18 protein-coding genes are annotated in these 18,397 nt (G+C 62.4%); 8 read left to right on the top strand and 10 right to left on the bottom strand.

Features of this window, described 5'->3' with window-relative positions; translation table 11 throughout:
- The 4 genes from SGJ19_28340 to SGJ19_28325 all read right to left on the bottom strand — a co-directional run.
- The coding region (locus tag SGJ19_28340) for a hypothetical protein (GenBank protein MDZ4784176.1) at positions 1 to 1,394 on the bottom strand (1,394 nt) is incomplete at its 3' end.
- An 18-nt stretch (positions 1,395 to 1,412) separates the two neighbouring features.
- Positions 1,413 to 1,835, bottom strand: coding sequence for a biopolymer transporter ExbD (locus SGJ19_28335; protein ID MDZ4784175.1), 423 nt, complete (start codon positions 1,833 to 1,835; stop codon positions 1,413 to 1,415).
- Positions 1,836 to 1,858: 23 nt separating this feature from the next.
- Positions 1,859 to 2,776, bottom strand: coding sequence for a MotA/TolQ/ExbB proton channel family protein (locus tag SGJ19_28330; GenBank protein ID MDZ4784174.1), 918 nt, complete (start codon positions 2,774 to 2,776; stop codon positions 1,859 to 1,861).
- Positions 2,777 to 2,951: 175 nt separating this feature from the next.
- The gene (locus SGJ19_28325; GenBank protein ID MDZ4784173.1) at positions 2,952 to 3,551 is read right to left on the bottom strand and encodes a hypothetical protein; all 600 of its coding nucleotides are present in this window, start codon (positions 3,549 to 3,551) and stop codon (positions 2,952 to 2,954) included.
- 529 nt (positions 3,552 to 4,080) lie between these two features.
- Here SGJ19_28325 and SGJ19_28320 point away from each other — a divergent pair.
- The 4 genes from SGJ19_28320 to SGJ19_28305 all read left to right on the top strand — a co-directional run bounded on the left by SGJ19_28320 (position 4,081) and on the right by SGJ19_28305 (position 7,297).
- On the top strand, positions 4,081 to 4,968 hold the full coding sequence (locus SGJ19_28320) for a TIM barrel protein (GenBank protein ID MDZ4784172.1): 888 nt from the start codon (positions 4,081 to 4,083) through the stop codon (positions 4,966 to 4,968).
- Between the two features lie 80 nt (positions 4,969 to 5,048).
- On the top strand, positions 5,049 to 5,414 hold the full coding sequence (locus SGJ19_28315; protein ID MDZ4784171.1) for a 4a-hydroxytetrahydrobiopterin dehydratase: 366 nt from the start codon (positions 5,049 to 5,051) through the stop codon (positions 5,412 to 5,414).
- Positions 5,415 to 5,558: 144 nt separating this feature from the next.
- Positions 5,559 to 6,434: a carbonic anhydrase gene (locus SGJ19_28310; GenBank protein MDZ4784170.1), complete on the top strand. Its 876-nt coding sequence runs from the start codon at positions 5,559 to 5,561 to the stop codon at positions 6,432 to 6,434.
- The gene (locus tag SGJ19_28305; protein MDZ4784169.1) at positions 6,431 to 7,297 is read left to right on the top strand and encodes a bestrophin family ion channel; all 867 of its coding nucleotides are present in this window, start codon (positions 6,431 to 6,433) and stop codon (positions 7,295 to 7,297) included. The genes SGJ19_28310 and SGJ19_28305 overlap by 4 nt, the downstream gene beginning before the upstream one ends.
- Before the next feature lie 78 nt (positions 7,298 to 7,375).
- On the opposite strand, the gene fliN is transcribed toward SGJ19_28305, so the two are convergent.
- Together fliN and SGJ19_28295 are read right to left on the bottom strand one after the other, a co-directional pair.
- Positions 7,376 to 8,017 carry a flagellar motor switch protein FliN gene (fliN, locus tag SGJ19_28300; protein ID MDZ4784168.1) on the bottom strand — a complete coding sequence of 214 codons (642 nt, stop codon included), beginning with the start codon at positions 8,015 to 8,017 and terminating at the stop codon, positions 7,376 to 7,378.
- A gap of 63 nt (positions 8,018 to 8,080) precedes the next feature.
- Positions 8,081 to 8,671, bottom strand: a complete 591-nt coding sequence (locus tag SGJ19_28295) for a hypothetical protein (protein MDZ4784167.1) — start codon at positions 8,669 to 8,671, stop codon at positions 8,081 to 8,083.
- A 251-nt stretch (positions 8,672 to 8,922) separates the two neighbouring features.
- Here SGJ19_28295 and SGJ19_28290 point away from each other — a divergent pair, with 251 nt between their 5' ends.
- Entirely contained in the window at positions 8,923 to 9,567 is a 645-nt protein-coding gene (locus SGJ19_28290) for a methyltransferase domain-containing protein (protein ID MDZ4784166.1), read from the top strand.
- Positions 9,568 to 9,581: 14 nt separating this feature from the next.
- Here SGJ19_28290 and SGJ19_28285 read toward each other — a convergent pair whose 3' ends face one another.
- The gene (locus SGJ19_28285) at positions 9,582 to 9,896 is read right to left on the bottom strand and encodes a hypothetical protein (GenBank protein ID MDZ4784165.1); all 315 of its coding nucleotides are present in this window, start codon (positions 9,894 to 9,896) and stop codon (positions 9,582 to 9,584) included.
- Between the two features lie 188 nt (positions 9,897 to 10,084).
- Here SGJ19_28285 and SGJ19_28280 point away from each other — a divergent pair, with 188 nt between their 5' ends.
- Positions 10,085 to 11,428 (top strand): GGDEF domain-containing protein, encoded by a 1,344-nt coding sequence (locus tag SGJ19_28280; GenBank protein ID MDZ4784164.1) that lies wholly within the window; start codon positions 10,085 to 10,087, stop codon positions 11,426 to 11,428.
- A gap of 165 nt (positions 11,429 to 11,593) precedes the next feature.
- Here the strand turns inward: SGJ19_28280 and SGJ19_28275 are convergent, their stop codons facing one another.
- The 3 genes from SGJ19_28275 to SGJ19_28265 form a co-directional block, all read right to left on the bottom strand.
- A complete protein-coding gene (locus tag SGJ19_28275; protein MDZ4784163.1) occupies positions 11,594 to 12,595 on the bottom strand; it encodes a WD40 repeat domain-containing protein in 1,002 nt (333 codons plus the stop codon).
- Between the two features lie 47 nt (positions 12,596 to 12,642).
- Entirely contained in the window at positions 12,643 to 13,926 is a 1,284-nt protein-coding gene (locus SGJ19_28270) for a DUF1501 domain-containing protein (protein ID MDZ4784162.1), read from the bottom strand.
- Positions 13,927 to 14,081: 155 nt separating this feature from the next.
- Positions 14,082 to 16,700, bottom strand: coding sequence for a DUF1549 domain-containing protein (locus SGJ19_28265; GenBank protein MDZ4784161.1), 2,619 nt, complete (start codon positions 16,698 to 16,700; stop codon positions 14,082 to 14,084).
- 276 nt (positions 16,701 to 16,976) lie between these two features.
- Between SGJ19_28265 and SGJ19_28260 the strand changes: the two genes are divergently transcribed.
- Together SGJ19_28260 and SGJ19_28255 are read left to right on the top strand one after the other, a co-directional pair.
- Complete coding sequence (locus SGJ19_28260; GenBank protein ID MDZ4784160.1) at positions 16,977 to 17,276, top strand: hypothetical protein; 300 nt, start codon at positions 16,977 to 16,979, stop codon at positions 17,274 to 17,276.
- Between the two features lie 158 nt (positions 17,277 to 17,434).
- The gene (locus tag SGJ19_28255) at positions 17,435 to 18,220 is read left to right on the top strand and encodes a class I SAM-dependent methyltransferase (protein ID MDZ4784159.1); all 786 of its coding nucleotides are present in this window, start codon (positions 17,435 to 17,437) and stop codon (positions 18,218 to 18,220) included.
- Positions 18,221 to 18,397 lie beyond the last annotated feature (177 nt).

Genomic DNA, 18,397 nt, shown 5'->3' with positions numbered 1-18,397 from the left:
CGGCACGCGAGCGCTTCGGCCGTCATGGGACTGCTGACCGGTTCGTTGAAGCGATACGAGGCCAGCCCGCCATGAACGCCGGAGCTGACGTGCTTGAGAAACACGCCGGCGCCGACAAATGGGTCGTTCGCCACGCGCAGTCCCGCGATCCGCGCACTGCGCAGCAACATCAATTGCCAGCCAAGCTGGCTGGTGTCGCCTAAATCGCCGGGGCGGTAACGCCAGCCGCCGGTGTTGGGATGTTGTGCCGCGAGCGTGTACATCACGGCCCGTTCGACCGGACGGCGCAACTCCTCGTCGGCAGTCATACCGTAGGCTTCGGCGAGAGCGACGCCCGCCATGCCGTGGCAATACATGCTGGCGAAAACATCGGCCTTGCCGGAGAGATTGCCGTTTTCCGCCTGCGAGCTCATCAGAAACCGCAGCCCGTGGCGGACGACTTCGCGATAGGGACCTTCCTGGTGCGTATGGCCGGAGGCCAGGAACGCAAGCAATGCCAGGCCCGTCACGCCGGTATCGGCCTCGATGCCCGCGCCGACGCGCGAGGCGTCTTGCCCAGGGCCCAAGCCAGCACCGTGTTGGTCGGCGTCCCAGCGGCCGTCGCGGCTTTGCACCTTCGCCAGCCAGGCCAGCGACGCTTGCACCGCGGCTTCGGTATCGGCCGAGCCGCCGCCGGCGGCGACGATCGCTTGTTTGTCGCCCGATCGCCGCCACTGGTATTCTTGCGGGAGCGCCGACTGCGTCGTGGGATTCACCGGCGAATGATTTGATTCCGATTGCTGGACCTGCGGCGGGGCGACTTCGACCAATTTGTCGTCGCCAAAAATGGTGGCCGCTTCTTCCGGCGTTTGCACTGGCACGAACATCGATTCCGCGATCGGCTCCGAAAATGGTGCTGGCGGCGCTGAGCCGGATTCACCCGGCGCAGCGGCGATCGGGACTTGCGGCGCAACCGACGGAGTCACCGCTGCCGGTGGTTCTGATATTTCGACCGCCTCGATGGCAGGCGGATCGACGGGCGGCGCTTCCACTGGCTGAACGTCAGGCGGAGGCGGCGTCTCGGTCACTGGTTCGACGAGGTTTTCTGCTGGAACGTCGTCGGTCCCTTCGAGCAGGGCCATTTCCGCGTCGCTCAGCATCGTGACGCGCATCGTGCCGTCGCCCGGACCTGGAGGACCAAGCGAACGAACCACCGGCACCGTCGTGGCCATGGCGGCGAGCAACACGTGCGCCCAAACCGACAGCACGATGCAGCGGCGCAGAGGTTCCGCGGATCCCCAGCGCGAGCGCAGTACGAGCGGCAGGGCCACGGTGAGTATCACCAGCCCCGACCAAATCACGCCGCAGACCACTTGGGGCCAGGCGAAGACGGCGATGAGGGGCGCGTATACCATGATCCGCTAGCGGCACGGTTACCGCCGCATCGACTCTCCGATCCGCACCGAAATTCCCAGGTCGTCGATGCCGGCCTGGCGACAGGCGTTGAGCACCGCCACCACGCGGTCGACGCGTCCGGAGCCGTCGCCGCGGACGATCACGCCTTGCGACCCATATTGTTTTCGAGCGTGGCTTAAGGTTCGCGTGAGTTCTTCGAGCGTGATCTCCTCGCGATCGAGCGTGATCCGGCCGTCCTGGTAGACATTGACGATGCGGGCGGCCGGGGCGACCTGCAGCGCGCCGCGATCGGCCACGCGCGGCACTTCCAGCTTGAGCCGCCGTTCCATGTCGGTGAATTCGGTCCCGACGAGAAAGAACACGATCAGCATTAACACGACGTCGATCATCGGCGTCAAGTTCAATGCCGGCGGCTCGTCTTGGATCGTTTTGAGAGGCATGGTGCGAAAGGTGGGAGCTCGAATTACGCCGCCTTCTTGATCCTCAACCCCTTCGCTTCCTGAATCGCTTCGGCGGAAATGATGCCAATCAGTTCTTGGCCCGCGGCGTCCAGTTCGATCGTGAGTTGATCGACCTTGCCGACGAAATACAGGTACGCGATCAGCGACGGGATCGCCACGGTCAGGCCCGCCGCGGTCGCCAGCAGCGCTTCGCTGATACCTTGGGCAAGCATCTCGGCTTTGCCGAGGGCTTCGCTCGTCGCCAGCGCGTTGAACGATGTGATGATGCCCATCACTGTGCCGAACAGACCAATCAGCGGCGTCACCGTGTGGAGTCCGCTTAACACGCGCAGGTAACGTCGCAGGCTGGTGACAATCCGCTCGCCGGCGTCCATCACGGCCTGTTCCATTTCCACGGACGAACGGCCCCATTTCTTGGCCGCGACCGCAAACACGCGGGCGACCGGCGTGCCGTTTTCCTCGCACAGCGCGAGAGCGCCGTCGCGATCGAGCTGCCCTTCGCGAACCTGGTGCAAGAACCGCTTGATGAACGGCCGCGGTGCAATCCGCGCGCGGCGCAAACTGACAGCCCGCTCGAAAACGAAGATCAGCAGCACCACAGAACAGCCTGCGAGCGGAACCATTGTCGGTCCGCCGGCCATGACCATGTCCCACAGACTTTTGGTCGGCACGTGCAGTTCCGAGGTGTCGACGCCTTCCTCAGTCGCTTCGGCGGGTATCTCGTCGGCCGCGAAGATTGAGTGGGCGCCGCCGAATGCGACGCCGAGGAGCACCAGCAGCAGGCCGGCCAGTTTTCGCGGGCGCAATTTGAGTCGGCGTGCCAGAGCGTGCGCCGTGGCGAGTTTGCGCGGCGGAACCCCGGCGCTGGCGGCCGGCTGTTCACCGCGTGCAACTGACTTCGGTTGACGAGTCTCCGACATGGTCCGCCCCGGCTGCCGCGCTCGATGAGTGTTCGCCCTGTGCTGCTAAGGTCGTAGGTCGCCAATGCAGTGTCCGGAAATGCGGCGAACCGAGCGTCGTCGTTTGGCAACGTGTTCCACGCGCCGCACGCCGCCGCTCAGTTCGGCCAGCCCCCCTGCATTGTTCGCATCGCGACTATTCCGTCGGCGTGCCGGTCGGCAGCGTGCCGTCGTCTCCGCCGCAACGATGGAAGTGGTTGTGGTCGATGTAGATCACTTCACGCGAGTCCTCGTCTTCCAGCGTATGCGGCAACGGCCAGCCGATCCGCGTCGTCTCGCGGTAGTACACAGTGCATTTGTAATGGGCATGGTGGAGTTGCGCCGGTCCGATGAGCGGATAGACGCGCGGCGGATCGATATAGTCGGCGATCGGCTCTTTGACGATCCGCACGTCGTTGCGCTGGACTTCATGGATAAGCGGAATGCCGCCCTGCGTCGGGTGGATTTCCTCCAGCGCCCGCATGACTTCGTCATCGCTGGGCGGATCGAGCGCGGTCACGGGTCCGCCTTCGGTGAGCGGTCCCAAGATCGGCACGCGGTTATAGCGCTCTTCCATGTGGAACCGGTCTTCCGGCTTCTTCTGGAAGTACGGGCTCACCGGGATCGGCACGCCGAGCGCACTGTTGAAGGGGCCCATATTCGGGCCAGTCAAGGTAAAGCCGCCGCAGCCGGTCAGACTGACCGCGCCCAAGACCAGCATCAGCAGCGAGCACTTCGACACGTATGTCAGAGACATGCCTCGGACCCCTCGACATGGAATGGCATCAAGCGGGAAAGCGGAGCGCCGCTTCCTGCCGTGCTATTTATCGAGTCAAACTGTGCCCGACTTGCAGGTTTTTCCGGTCGTATCGCAAATTCGGCGTGTGACGGAGGATTTAAAGCGCCCGAATGGGCATACGCCCGGTGAAGCCAGGAAGGATGGGAGTTTCGCGAAAGCCTTGCAGGGTGCGGCTAGCGCCGTCCCGGGTAAAGCCAGCGCAGCAAGAAGGGCCGCGGGGCCGAACGCGATTGAGCGGCATCGAATCGCAACACCCGCGTACGCGCGACGGCGGGCTGCTCAAGAACTGGCTTGTTGGACGGCTTGGGGGTCATCCGTGACCTCGGCGGGCTTTGCGTAATGGTGACTGGGAGGGCGCAACTTAACCCCCGGCGGGATTGCGCGCCAACGGCAATTATTTCGCTGTCTCCCGCCGGTTCACCGGCGTTATAATCGGGCCGAAATCAACCGCATCGCGCCTTTCCATTGCCCACGGAGATTGCCCGCCATGACGCCAGTATCCCGTCGATTGTTCTTGGGAGCTTCAGCCGCCGCGGCTGGGGCGATGTCGTTGGGCGAGCGGTCGTCGTCGGCCGCCGTCGCCGGGAAACTGCCGGGGCAGACGCCGAACACCAAGTTCGCCGTGAATGTCGAGATGTGGTTCACCGACCTGCCGTTCCTGGATCGGCTCCGCGCGTCGGCCAAGCTGGGCTTTCCGGCCGTGGAGTTCTGGCCCTGGGACAACAAAGACCTGAAGGCCGTCGCCGAACTCTCGAAAGAGCTGAACCTCGCCATCGCCCAGTTCACGGCCTGGGGCTTCGAGCCGGGCATGAACGACCCGAAGAATCACGCCGCATTTGTCGAAGCCGTCGAAAAGGGTTGCGAAGTGGCGAAGCAACTCGATTGCAAGCTGATGACCGTCGTCGGCGGCAACGATCAACCTGGCATGTCGCAAGAGCAGATGCACGAAAACATCATCACGGCGCTCAAAATGGCGGCGCCGATCGCGGAGAAGAACGACGTCACGCTCATTCTGGAACCGATGAACATCCGCGTCGACCACAAGGGACATTGTCTGTACGGCAGCGAGAAGCCGGTCCGCATCTGCCGCGCAGTCAACTCGACGCACGTGAAGATCAATTGGGATCTTTATCACATGCAGATCAGCGAAGGAGATCTCTGTGGCCGCTTGAAGGATGGCTTCGACCAGGTCGGTTACCTGCAAGTCGCCGACAACCCTGGCCGCAACGAGCCGGGCACCGGCGAAGTTCACTACAACCGCGTGCTGCGCCAAGCGAAGGAACTGGGCTACACGGGCTTCGTCGGCCTGGAATGTCGCCCCCGCGACGGCGAAGAAAAAGCGGCGGAACGCGTGGCCGCGGCGGATATTTGGTAGGTGGATGTGAGTGATGAATGCAACATTCAATTCATCATTCATCATGCTGCAATCTTCATTGAAAACAGGAGGACGCTTCGATGTCATCTCCATCCGCCGAACAGCTCACCTCTAAGAACTGCGTGCCCTGCGAAGGGGGCGTGCCGCCGGTCGGAAAGAAACAGGCCGACGGGTTTCTCGAAAACCTGCCGGGCTGGAGCCTGACGCACGACGCCCAGCGGATTCGTAAGGATTGGGTGGTGAAGAATTTCATGGAAGCGATCGGTTTCTTCCAACGCGTGGCAGCGCTGTCGGAAGACGAAGGGCACCATCCGGACCTGCACCTGGAAGGCTATCGCAACGTCTGGATCGAAATCTGGACGCACGCCATCGGCGGTTTGTCCGAAAATGATTTCATCCTCGCCGCCAAAATCGATCAGTTGCCGGTGCAGGTGAAGAAGAAGTAGTTGCAGTATTCCAGAAGAGCCGGAAGCGTCAGCGCCCGGAGTGAATCGGATAAGTGCGTCGATTTCAGTTCACTCCGGGCGCTGACGCTTCCGGCTCTCAGGAACGATCGTTGTTTCCAGCCAATTCATTGATCCCAATCATTCATGCTCGATATCACCTACCGCTATGACCCGGCCCGGCCGACCGAACATCTTTATCCGGCGGACGGCGCCGAGGCGTTGCGGGCTTTGGAGCAGGGCAATCGCGAATTCGCCGAACTGATCAACCCGCTGGAAGCCGGCGGCGGGCATCATACGTTGTTGATGCCGCTCGACTTAGAAGACCTGGGCGTCGCCACGCGCGGTGAGAGCGTGCTGCCGCAGCGGCCATTTGCCGTCGTGCTGGGCTGCTCCGACGCCCGCGTGCCGACCGAAATGGTTTTCCATCAGGGTTGCAACGATCTGTTCGTGGTGCGCGTGGCCGGCAATGTGCTCGGCAGCGAATGCCTCGGGAGCATCGACTACGCGCTGCACCATTTGGGCGAATCGATCAAGCTGGTCGTCGTGTTGGGCCACAGCGGTTGCGGGGCCGTGACGGCGGCCGTGGACGCCTTCTTGCAGCCGGCAAGTTATCTGGGCGTGGCCTCGTCGCATCCGTTGAGAGCGGTTGTCGACCGGTTGTTGTTGCCGGTCCGCGCGGCGGCGCAGGCGTTGGAACAGGCGCACGGTGTCGACGTGACCTCGCGTGAAGGTTACCGCCGCGCGTTGATCGAGGCGACCGTATCGCTCAATGCTGCGCTCACCGCGGCGACCTTGCATCAGGAGTTCCGCGGCCGGCTGTCGCCGCATATCGACGTCGTTTTCGGTGTTTACAATCTTGTCTCACGGCGCGTGCAGTTGCCAATGGGAGACCCCGGCGAGGTGCGGTTGGCGCATAGCAGCGACGATTTGGAAGGCCCCGAGCGCCTGGCCCGGGAATTGGCCGGCTGTGACGCCATTCGAGGATTGTTGGGCAGCCCGGGCTCAGGGCGAATCGCATGATGATTCAGTTGCGAATGCTGGTCCCGCCCCGCTTTCCCGCGGCGCGCAAGTTACTCGGCATCGCCGCGCTCTTCGGCGCGTACACTGCGGTCGTGGCCTGGGTGGAGCACTTCTATCATCCCGGCCCGCTCTCGCAATACGACTGGGGGCTGTCGGTCATCAACGGGTTGATCCTTGGCAGTCTCGTAACCTTTCGCACGAACGAGGCCAAGCGTCGCTTCTGGGAGGCCCGCACTTTGTGGGGGCAGCTGATTAACGAATCCCGCAATATGCTCGTGAAGATGCACGCCTTGCAGAGCCTCGTCACGGAAGATCGGCGGCGGTGGAGCAAAATCATCGTCGGCTTCGCCCACGCGCTGCGCTTGCACTTGCGCGACGGGCGGCGCCTGCGGGACGTGCCAGGCTTTGAGGACGATCCGCGCGAACCGGAACACATCCCGCTCTATTTCGCCACGCTTGCGCAGGATGAATTGGCCCGCTGGCGGCGCGAGGGGAAACTTGACGACATGGAGGTCTGGATGTTCGACCGCCATGCGCGGGAACTCTTGAACGTCTGCGGCGGGTGCGAACGGATTCGCAATACGCCGATTCCGCTCACCTACCGTGCGCTGGTGCATCGCGGCATCACGCTGATCATGTTCGTGATGCCGGTGCTCATCGCGCAAGACATCGGCTACTGGGCGATTCCGATCATGGCCGTCACCGCGTATTTCGTCTTCGGCGTGGAAATGGCCGCCGTCGATATCGAAGAACCCTTTGGCAACGACCCGGATGACCTGCCGCTCGATAGCTTCTGCCAGACCATCGAGCGTTCGGCGGCGCAGACCCTGGGAGAAAGAGACTTCGAGAAGTTGACCATCTGAGAATCCGCATTGCTGCCGTGATTCCCCTCTCTCCCAGCCTCCCTCTCCGCGTCTCAGCGCCCCCGGGATAAAAAGCGGTTATGCCGCCGCTTCGCCCGCGACCAGTTCCGCCACGCGGACGCAGAAGTTGTCATTCATCACGAGGACCTCTCCCCGCGCGATCAGGCGGCCGTTGACGTAGATGTCGACGGGATCGCCGGCCAGTTTATCCAATGCGACGACCGAGCCTTTGCGCAGCCGGAGCACGTCATCGAGATACATGTGCGTGCGGCCGAGTTCGATCTTCAAGTCCAGCTCGACGTCGCGCAGCAAATCCAGCGTGGCCATCTCGCCCGACGCGGGCGCGCCGGCGAAATCCTCGAACCTAAAGGCCGCTGCGCCGGTCGGCAGCGACGGCCCGGCCGCGTCGATCGAGGCCAGCGCTTGTTCCGCCTGGCGAAGCAAGAGTTCAACGTCCCCCTGGGCGATCTGACCTGGCGCATTCGCCCCCGTGGCAGCCGCTGCGGCAGCGGCCGGAGCGGAGACCCTGGGCGGCGCAGCAGCGGCCGCGGCGGGCATTTTCTTGGAGGACAGCAGCGCTTCGATTTCGCCCTGGCCGAGGATCTTGTCCACGTCCTCGGCGGGCGCTGCTTTCGCAGCCGGAGGCGAAGCGCCTCCCTTGCCGCGCGCTAAGAGCGCTTCGATTTCGTCTTGGCTGACCTTTTCGGAATTGTCGGCCATGGGAATCCATTCCCGCAGACGCACTGGCGTGCTGAACAAGATTGCCCAGCTTGCCGGCGCCGCCTATTGCTCGATGAAGGAGAACTCAGGGAAGGCCACGGAAATCAACAACGGCTTTCCGAGGGCCCGGTTGGTTTTCTCCAAAATCTGGTTTTTCAGCAACCCCAATCCCGCGTCCGTAAAATCTTCCATCCCCGAACTGCGAATGATCACGTTCACCTGGTCGCGGAATTTGAACTGATTGGCTTCCAGCAAGTGCTTGAACTCGCCCGCTTGGGCGGTCTTCACCGTGCCGCTGAGGTGGAAATCGACGAACAGCGTCGTATTCGCGGCCGGTTGGAAGACAGTGATTTTAAAGCCGCCGAGGTCCACTTCCGTGGTTTCATGCGGTTCCGCGGCGTGTTCTTCCCCTTCCTCGCCATGCCCGCCCCCATGCGCGTCGCCGTGGCCTCCGCCATGCGCCTCGGCCTCGTGTGCGCCCCCATGAGCATCGCCATGCGCCTCTGCAGCGGCGGAATCTTCCGCTTCGGCCGGGGCAGCTTCGCCGTTGGCGACGGCGGCGACTTCGGCAGCGGAGGGGACGAACAGGAAGGCAATGACCCCTTGCCCGATGAGAACCACAACCACCAGGATAATAGGCAATAACTTCGACATGGCCGCTAAAGCTCCGCGAACGGGTGACGAATCAACAGGAGTCGGAGGACGCACGGGAAGCGCCGCGCCCACGGATAGCGAGTCCGAGGACGATCAGGTCTCCCACTAGTTCTCTAGCTTATGGACCGTCTCCGCGCCGTCTCCGTACATCTGGGATCGTCGATACAGACGGATTGTGCAGGCGACACCGAATGCGCCCGGCAATCGGCGGGGGATCGCAAACAGGAATCAAACCAAGGATTCGAGATACGATGGCCAGCGACCTACGACTGTTTTTGCAAGAATTCCGCCAGACGTATCGCACCACCGGCGCGATTGCACCGAGCGGCAAAGCGCTCTCGCGAGCCCTGGCGCGCTTCGTCCGGCCGCCGGCGGACGCGACGACGCCACGGCGCATTCTGGAAGTCGGACCGGGTACCGGCGCCGTGACCTGCGCGCTCATTGAATCGCTCGATCCGCGCGACAGCCTCGATTTGGTGGAACTGAACGATCGCTTCGCTGAGCGCATTCGAGAACGCATGGCAGATGATCCCGTGTTCCAGCCGGCCAAGGCGCGGATGCGGTTGTTTCATCAGAGCGTGGACGCATTGCCTGACGAGCCGCGTTACGACGTGATCGTCTCCGGCCTGCCGCTCAACAACTTCGCCGTGGCGGACGTGCGCCATTTGCTCGACGTCATGCTAGGCCGGCTGGCTGTCGGCGGCGTGATGTCGTTCTTCGAATACGTCTGCATTCGCGGCATGAAGGCCATCGTCAGCGGCCGCGCGGAGCGCGAGCGATTGCGCGGTATCGCCGCGACGATGCAGAAGCTGCTCGACGAACGCGAAATCCACCGCGACCTGGTCTGGACGAATCTCCCGCCCGCCTGGGTCCATCACGTGAGGCGCAAGGCTTGAGGCGCGCGACTTCATTACTTCCTGCTCAACGCATCCACCAACGGGTGGATCGCGAAATCGCAGAAGTACCAGATCATGGCGATGGGGAAGAGGATCGTGCCCGCGAAGTAGGCGAGCGTAATCAGCGACTTGCTGCGCGTTCCGAAACGACGGCTGAACCAGAGCGGCGCTAAACCAAGGGGTCCCGCGAACGTCAACAGTAAGAACACCGTGGAGCGCTGTTCCCAGACGTACGTGCGCGGCGGGAAGTTGAGATGCACCGGGGCATCGTCCACCACAGTGATGGCAGATTCCGGCGGTTCCAATCTTGCAAGCTGTGTGGGAAGCACCTGGCAATCCCCCCGCTGGAACAGGGAACTCGAAACGGCGTCTTCTCAAACCTACGTCAGTCGTGCGACCGGGAAATGACTGGGCGGCTCACGGGGCTACTTCGAGCTATGGTTCTGCGTCATCAAGCTATTGGCAGGCAACGACTTGCTGCGCTTTGGCGAAGTCCGCCCCTGAAAGCCAAACCACGATGCGCGCGCTGGCCCTGATCACGATGCTCGTGAATCTGCCGCTGGGGATTTACCTCGGCTGGTGGTGGCAGCACAACTACGGCACGGCGGCGCCGCGTCCGGCGCGCCGCAAGAAAATAAAGCCCGCGCTGCCGCAGACGCCGAGCGAACCCGTGAAAGAGACTGTGCCCGCCGCGCCTTCTGCCGACGAATCGGTCGAGCCAATTCCCGTAGAAGCGCCGGTAGCCGTCGTGCCCGCAGCGGTCGAAGCGCCGCCGCTTGTGCCCACGCAGGACTTGCCGTCAAGCTGGCTGGAATTGCTCGAAGACGCCGGCGAAGTGCGGTCGTTCGTCGAGGCCAGCGTCAAGGTCTTGAAGCTCGAGGTGGGGCGCTACCGCGATCGGCTGGTGATGCTGGAGGAAGAGTCGCGGCAGCCCCAGGAAAATGCCGAAGCGGCTGCCGCCTGCCTCGCGCAGATTGAACAAGCCAACGCCGACTGGCTGGTGCGGCAAGGCGAGGCCGTGGAATGTTTGCAGCAACAGCGCGAGGGCATGGGCTGTCTCGCGTATGTCGGACAACGCCTGGAGGATGTGCTCGTCAATCAGACGGCGCAGATCGAATCGTCGATCAGCAATTTGAAGCAACTCGATCCCATTGCCGATCCCGCTGGCACGCGCACGCATTGCGTGACGGAATTGCAGCGTTTACTCAATCTGGCGCATGAATTGCGCGACGTGATGGCCGACGTGATGTCGGCAATACTCGGCGCGGAAGGTCGCCTGAGCTCGCTCAAGTCCGAGACGCTCACCGACGAACTGACCGGCGTGTGGAACCGCACCGCCGAGGAGCGCAAGCTCTGGGAATTGTTCCGCGACGATCCGAATCATATTCGCACCGTTAGCTTCGGCCTGGTCGACGTCGATGGCCTGGGAAGGCTGAACGACAAGCTCGGCACGCTCCGCGCGGATGGCGTGCTCGCTGCCGTGGGGCGATTGTTGCCGTCCCTGGTGCGCAATGAGCGCGGCGACGATGCCTTGTTCCGGCACGCGGGGCAACGCTTTGGCATGTTCTTCGGCGACACGGGGCCGAACGCCGCAACCAGCAACGTGGAAAAGATTCGCCAAACGCTGGAGTCCACCACGTTTCACTGTGAAGACAACGACTATCAACTCACGATGAGCTGCGCCGTGACCGACGTCCGCCCCGGCGATACGTCCGAGGCGCTGTTGACTCGCGTGGAGCGCGTGGTCCGCTCCGCCAAGCAGGCCGGCCGCAACTGTACGATGCTCGACTCCGGCCAAGGCCCCGTCCGCGTCGACCCGCCGACATTCAAGGTCAAACCACGGGTGATCGAACTAGGATAAATTTAGGTTTGAACCGCAGAGACGCAGAGGGCGAGGAGAGTTAACCGCGAAACACGCGAAATGACGCGAAAGAAATGGAAATGAAAAAACTCCAAAGCCTTCTTCGCATAACAGGCCTGCAATTCTTTATTTCGCGTGTTTCGCGGTTAACTCCTTCGAGTTGTATTAGATTGCCTTGGCCGTCAACTTTGTGATTCGCACTTTCTTGTCCGAGTGCGCGGTCGCGATTTGAATGCCGTCTGAGTGCAAGTCGCCGTCGCGGGCCAGGGCCGGGAGCGCGAAGCGATGGAATTCTTTGGCTTCCGCGTTCTTGAAGAACAGCAACTGGCCGCCGGTGCTGCCGCCCGAGGTCATGATGGCGTAGCCGTCGCGGTGGTATTGAATGCGCCAGGCGGAACCTTTGATATCGGCCGGTTCGTAGCGGTGCGCCGCGGCGCCGGTTTCCCAATCGAAGACGAGGCCGATCGGATCGTGCACTGCGCCCAATGGATTCTCTGCTTTGTGCAATCCGCCGCACGCCACGTACTTGTTGTCCGGACTGAAGTCGATCGTCCGCACGCCGCCGAAATCGACCTGCTGCCCGCCGTTGAAACTGTGCAGGTCCTTCGCATCGAAAGTGCGCATCAACTTTCCGGACGCGATCTCCCATTGCTGCACGACGCCCATCAAATCGCCAGAAAGCAAGTATTGCCCGCTGGAATGAAACTCCACGGTCCACACGGGGCGCTCATGCCCAGCGAATTCTTGCACGAGCGTACCATCCGCGGCATTCCAGAGCCGTACCTTGGCGTCGTTGCCGCACGATGCGAGTACCTTGCCGTCGGGGCTTGCCACCAATGCTCGCAACCAGCCAACATGCGCTTCGACGGTGCGGATGGGCTTCGGCTCCGCAGCGGCGGCAGGCCACCAGATCAGGCGTCCTTCGTACCCGCCGGTGATGAGTGTTTCGCCGGCGTCCGTAAAGGCCAAAGCTCGGACCCAACTCTCGTGACCGGAAAAGGCGACCTTCGCGCCGTCCGCCAGAGCAAATCGTTGTACCGTCATATCCTCCGCGCCGGCGAACACGTATCGCCCGAGCGGATCGAACCGACACGACACGAAGGGACTCGTATGTTCCCATTCTGTCGCAACGTGCGCTAGCGTCGGATCAGCCACAATCGATTGCATAAATCACTCCGCGCCTCAGCGCTTCCGCGGTGAAAATGAGAGGCGCACTAGGCCAACAGCTCGTCGATCGCGTGTGCGGCGGGATCGGCAATCGGGACTTCTCTCCCCGAGAGGTCGAAGTTGCCCATGGGATCGACGCCGACCGCGCGGAGGTACGTGTGGAACAGCGCTCCGTGGTCCACCTGCCGGTCGATCACTTCGGTGCCGTTATCGTTGGTCTTGCCGATCACCGCGCCGGGCTGAATGCCGCAGCCGCCGACGAGCACGCTCCAAGCCTTCGACCAGTGATCGCGACCGTAGTAGAGATTGATGTGCGGCGTGCGGCCGAACTCGCTCAAGACGACGACCAGCGTCGATTCCAACATGCCGCGTTCGGCAAGGTCCTGGATCAACGTCGCGAACGGCGTATCGAATTCGCCGACTTGTTCGAGGTGGAAATCGAAGTTCTCGTTGTGCGTGTCGTAGTTGGAGTGCGAAACCTGTACGCAGGTGATGCCGTTTTCCAGCAGCCGCCGGGCGAGCAGGCAATGCCGGCCGAAATCATTCTTGCCGTAGCGATCCTGGTCCGCCGGCGATTCCTTCGAGACGTCGAACACGTCGCGCTGTTCCATCAATTGGAGCGCTTGCTCGTAGCTGTACGTGTAGGCGTCGGTCTCGGCCGTGCGGCGGCGCTTGGCGAAGCGATCGTTGATCTGCCGCCGGAGGTTATTCCGCGCCTGATCGGCTTCAATCGTGAGCGAAGCGTCGCGTGCCGTGTTGGCCGGCGGATTGCCGTTCCCGAGCGCGATGCTGGCGTACTTCGCGCCCAAATAGGCGGAGTCATTCCCGCGACCGCCGCCACCGCCCGGCGTGATGCGGATGTGTCCCGGCAACGGGCTGTCATCGGGCATGTTGCACTTGGCGACGACCGCGCCGAGGTGCGGATGTTCCAACCCGGCCATCGCGCGGCGGCCGGTGAGCATCAGGTACGCCCCTTTGCCGTGATCGTCCTCGGCCGTGTTCACGCCGCGGATGAGCGCGAGGCGATGCATCTGCTGCGCGGTTTTCGGTAGCAACTCGCTAATGTGCAAGCCCGGCACTGAAGTGGGAATCGCACGGAAGGGGCCGCCAGTATCGGTGCCTGGCTTGGGATCCCAGCTCTCCATTTGGCTCAGTCCGCCGTGCATGTTGACGACCAGCACGCGCTTCTGCTGACTCGCCAACTGCGCCGCGGCCGCTGGCCCAACAAAGGCCCCCAGGCCTCCAACGACCGCGCCGGCCGCCATGGTTCCCAAGAACCGCCGCCGCGCCATCAAATGTTCCGCGGACCCGCAGGAGTAATCGCAGCGCATGGGGAGAGGTTCCTGGAGAGTTTGAAGTTTTCGTATGCGAGTTTGAAGTTTTCAGTGTTCAGTTTTCAGTGACATTCAGTTTCCGAACTCATTGCTCATCACTACTCCCGTCTCTCTCCGCGTCTCTGCGCCTCCGCGGTGAAAACGACCTCGACCTACGATCCAAAGCGGAACTCCGATGACGTGATCAGCGCCCAGACAATTTCTTGCACGGCGGCGGCGCGGTCTTGTTCGCGCCCAGTTAGGTACACGGCAAGACCTTCGACTTCTTCGCTGGTCGGTTGACGCGTGTAGATGGCGAAGTACAGCTCCGAGGCGAAATTCGCGACGTCAGTTTGCGCGACGAGTCGTTCCGTGAGATTGCCGCCGCCCGGCGCGAGCCAGGAGCGCAATTCGCCACCGTTGGCGAAGTACAGGGCTTGATCGGCCGTGGCCTGGAAGACTTGTTGCGGCTGGCCGGGCGCGCCGCCGAAGAGATTCACGAACACGCCGACGTTGCCTTGCAAGTTGTCGTAGACCTTCCGTTCGACGAACAGGGTCCGCGCCGAGGCGCGTTGCTCGGGCGATTCGGCGGCGCCTTCGGCTGGATGTGCTGCGTCCCATTCCGCGCAGGCGGCTGCGCGCTGTTGATCCAACACGCCCAAGGCTTGCCAGGTACTCCAGGCCATCTGCTCCGGCGTGAGCTGCGTGAGACCGCTCGCCAGGCAGCGTTCCGACCAACGGGTTTGCAGCTTCGCATGCGCTTCATCGAGCGCACCTTCGGCCGCGGCAATCGCACCCTGCGAAGCTTCCACTGCCGCGACGGCGGCCTTTAATTGCTCGGCGGTTTGTTCTTGAGCGCTCAATTGCTCCTGCAGGGAGGCCAGCAGGACGCGAGCGCCGTCGACGTCCGCGCTCGCCGGTTCGACGGAGGCAAGCGGCGCGTTGGCGGCTTCGACGGTAGCGGTCAGTTTCTGCAATACCTCGCCGCGGGCAGCTCGGCGTGCTTCAAATTCGTCGACAGCGGCGCGATAGGCGGTCATCGCCTTGAGCCACGAGAGTCGCTGCTCCGCGACGGCGGCCGCTTGTTGTTCGCGATGGAGCACGGCGATTGCGGATTCCCAACCGGCGACCAATGGAGCGGCTTGCGTCCGCAGCGTTTCGACTTTGGCCGTAAGTTGCGCGACTGCCTCGCGCTGCGCGCCGGCGGCCGCTTCCTTCGCCGATACGTCGCTCTGGCATTGGGTCATCGACTGCGTGAGACCGCTGAGATTGGCGGCGATCGAGTCGCCGCGGTTCTTCACCGTGGCGACCGCCGCGGCCAGTTCTTGATCCTCAGGTAATTGCGCGGCCGCTTCGGCCGCCTTGGCCGCGGCTTCGGACAGCGCTTGTGCCAACAACTGCTTTGCCGACAAGTCCGCCTGCGTGGTGGTCATCGTCGCCTGGGCATCGCGCTGTGCTTGCTCCGCCGCAGCCAGCGCCGTTTGCGCCTGAGTTACTTCCGTCGCAGCTTGCTCTTCCGTTTTCTTGGCGGCGGCGAATTGCTCCCGTGCAGCTTCTGCGGCCTTGGCAGCCGTTGTGACGGAGTCCTCACATTGTTTGCAGGCGGTTTGGCAATCGTTTACCAGCGGAGCGGCGCTCACCGCGAACGCTGGCGTCTCGGCCGGCAATTCCAACGATCTTGCATAAGCGCGGGTCAACGCAAGTTCGCGGAGCATCGCGCGCAGATCATAACGCCGCGCGGCGATCTCGTCGGCCAGCAATTCCAGTACTTCAGGCTGCGCGGCGGGATTTGCCGTGTGGATGAAATCCACCGGTTCCACCAACGCGCGGCCGAACACGAAGCCCCACAGACGATTGGCGATGTTACGATTGAACGCCCGGTTCTTGCCGTCGGTGGCCGAGTTGGCCAACATCGCACGGCGGCTGTGTTTGGGAACCGAACGCACTTTGTCGGCCGGCGCGACCAGATACTCATCGCCTTTGGCGAACGTCGGCTCCGGCAGTGGCAATCCGCCGGGCAGCGTCGGGCCGATGGTGCCTTTCTGGTTCGGATCGAAGACTGATTGATACGCCGTATCCCCCTCGGCCTTTTCCGCGAGTGAGATCTTGTTCTCCGCGTCGGTGAAGAGTGCAGTGCGATTCAGGAACGCCAACAGCCCGTGGTAATCTTCCTGGTGATAGTCGTTTACCAGCGGATGATCGTGGCACTGGGCGCATTGCAGGTCCATGCCGAAGAACATCCGCCCCACATCGCGTGTCAATGCAAAGGGTTCGCCGTCGCGATCGAGATAAAACTTTGCCGCTGGGCGCGTGGCAGGATCAGCGCCGTCGGCAGACAGAATCTCGCGCACCAATTGATCGTACGGCTTGTTCGCCACGACTGAGTCGAACAGATACTTCCGCCACTCGGCCGTCGGCACGTTCTTATCGGCGCGGCGTTCCATCAAGGTCACGTCGAGCCAGACCGAAAAATGCCGGGCGAATTCCGGCGTGGCGAGCAAAGCGTCAATCAGCCGGCTGCGTTTATCAGGCAAAGCGTCCGCCAAATACGCTTGGGCCTCGGTCACCGAGGGCGTGCGACCGACCAAATCGAGATAGAGTCGCCGGCAAATCGTGGCGTCGTCGGCCTCGGCGGCGGGACTGCCAATCAAGCCGGACTCGATCGCCGCGTCGATGCGTGCATGCAGCGGCGGGACATCGTCGGCGCGTACTACGAGAACCGAAGTTGCCGGCAGCGCCAGGAGCGCAGCCAAACAGATGCCAATGAAGGTAATGGGGTGCGAACGACACATGGGGTGGGATCGGCGTAGGCGGGAATCTATCAACACATGCCGATGTGTCGCTCGTCAGTATGCCAATCCCCCGGGCCAATTGCAAGTCTGTTTCGACCCCTTGCCGGAGGGGGCGACTCAATGGCAATATCCTCTTGAAAGCGTCGTATCCCTTTGTGTTTCCCCCAAACTGGACCTAGAATCCCCCTAGTATTGGTGGACGCCGCGACCTCTCAGCAGAACCGACGCGTTCTCGATCACGGCGCCCGCGCAATGGCTCATGAAGGAACTTGAACCATGTCCATGTTATTCCAAGCACTCAGCGGAGTCGCCACGATCGTCTCGATTATCTGCTTCATCATGGTGGTGATCGCCATGTTCAAAGCGGGAGACACGACATTGGGCATTGTGTGCATCGTGCTCCTCTTCTGCGGGTTCGGGCTTGGAGGTCTGATTGCCTTCGTCATGGGTTGGGTGAATGCTGCAAAGTGGAACGTGCAAAAGATCATGCCAATTTGGACCGCCGCGTTTATCGCAGGCATTGTTTTGAGTATTCTGACGTTCATGACGATGCCACAGCCCGCAATCGGCGGCTAGGACTGCCCGTTGACGCGTGAGCGTCTCGCGCAGCATCATGGGAAACTTGACGCGGCGTCACCACTGCGTGGCGCCGCGTTTTTTCGTAGGTCAGGCTATCCAGCCTGACTTCCCCGTCGTCGCTGCAAACTGTCAGGCTGGAAAGCCTGACCTACAACATGCCTACGGTTTCTCCCGGCAAACTTTACGATTTCCCGGCCTACTACGATTTGATCTTCGGGGCCGACTGGCGCGAGGAATTCAATTTCCTTCGCGCGGCGTTCGATCGCTATGCCGCGCGCGAGGTGCGACGGGTGTTCGAGCCGGCTTGTGGCACCGGCCGGCTGCTCGTGCGTCTGGCAAAAGCCGGCTTTCAGGTTTCCGGCTTGGACCTGAACGCCGCGGCCGTGGAGTACTGTCAACGTCGCTTCGAGCGCTTGCGCCTGCCGGCGCACGTGTTTGTCGCCGACATGGCCGCTTTCAAGCTCAAGCAGCCGGTCGACGCGGCATTTAATCTGATTAACAGTTTCCGACATCTTCCGGACGAGCAGGCGGCGGCCGCGCATTTGAAGTGCATGGCGAAATGTCTCGCGCCCGGCGGGATCTATCTGCTCGGCCTGCACCTGACGCCAGCCGGCAAGCAGGTCTGCACCAAGGAAACCTGGTCAGCGAAGCGCGGTCGCGTCAGTGCGCGCTCGACGATGTGGTCGGCGGGCGTGGATCGCCGACGCCGTCAGGAACGCGTCGGCATGAAGGTCCGCGTGACCGCTGGCGAGCGCTGCCTCGCGTTCGAGGACGAAATGATCTTCCGCACCTACACCGCGGCGCAGATGCGCTCGTTGCTCGATTCCGAAAAGCGGCTGGAACTCATCGCCACGCATGACTTTGCGTACAACCTCAACGAACCGCTGGAAATCGACGGCCGAACCGAGGATGTGATTTTTGTCTTACGCAAACGGGGGTAGTTGAGCGCGGTCAGTGATGTGCGCGGCGTTCGATGATGAATATCCGGTTCGGCATGAAGTAGCCCCAAGGGGGCGATAGATAATAGCCAGGGGTGCAAACCCTCATGTTTACCCACAGTTTTATCGCTTTGGGAGCCGAGTCGTGAGGGCTGGGGTGGCGAGAAGTTGAGGTGGGGG

Source organism: Planctomycetia bacterium, from assembly GCA_034440135.1.
In the GTDB taxonomy this organism is placed as follows: Bacteria; Planctomycetota; Planctomycetia; order Pirellulales; family JALHLM01; genus JALHLM01.
This window is presented reverse-complemented; position numbering and strand designations above follow the sequence as displayed.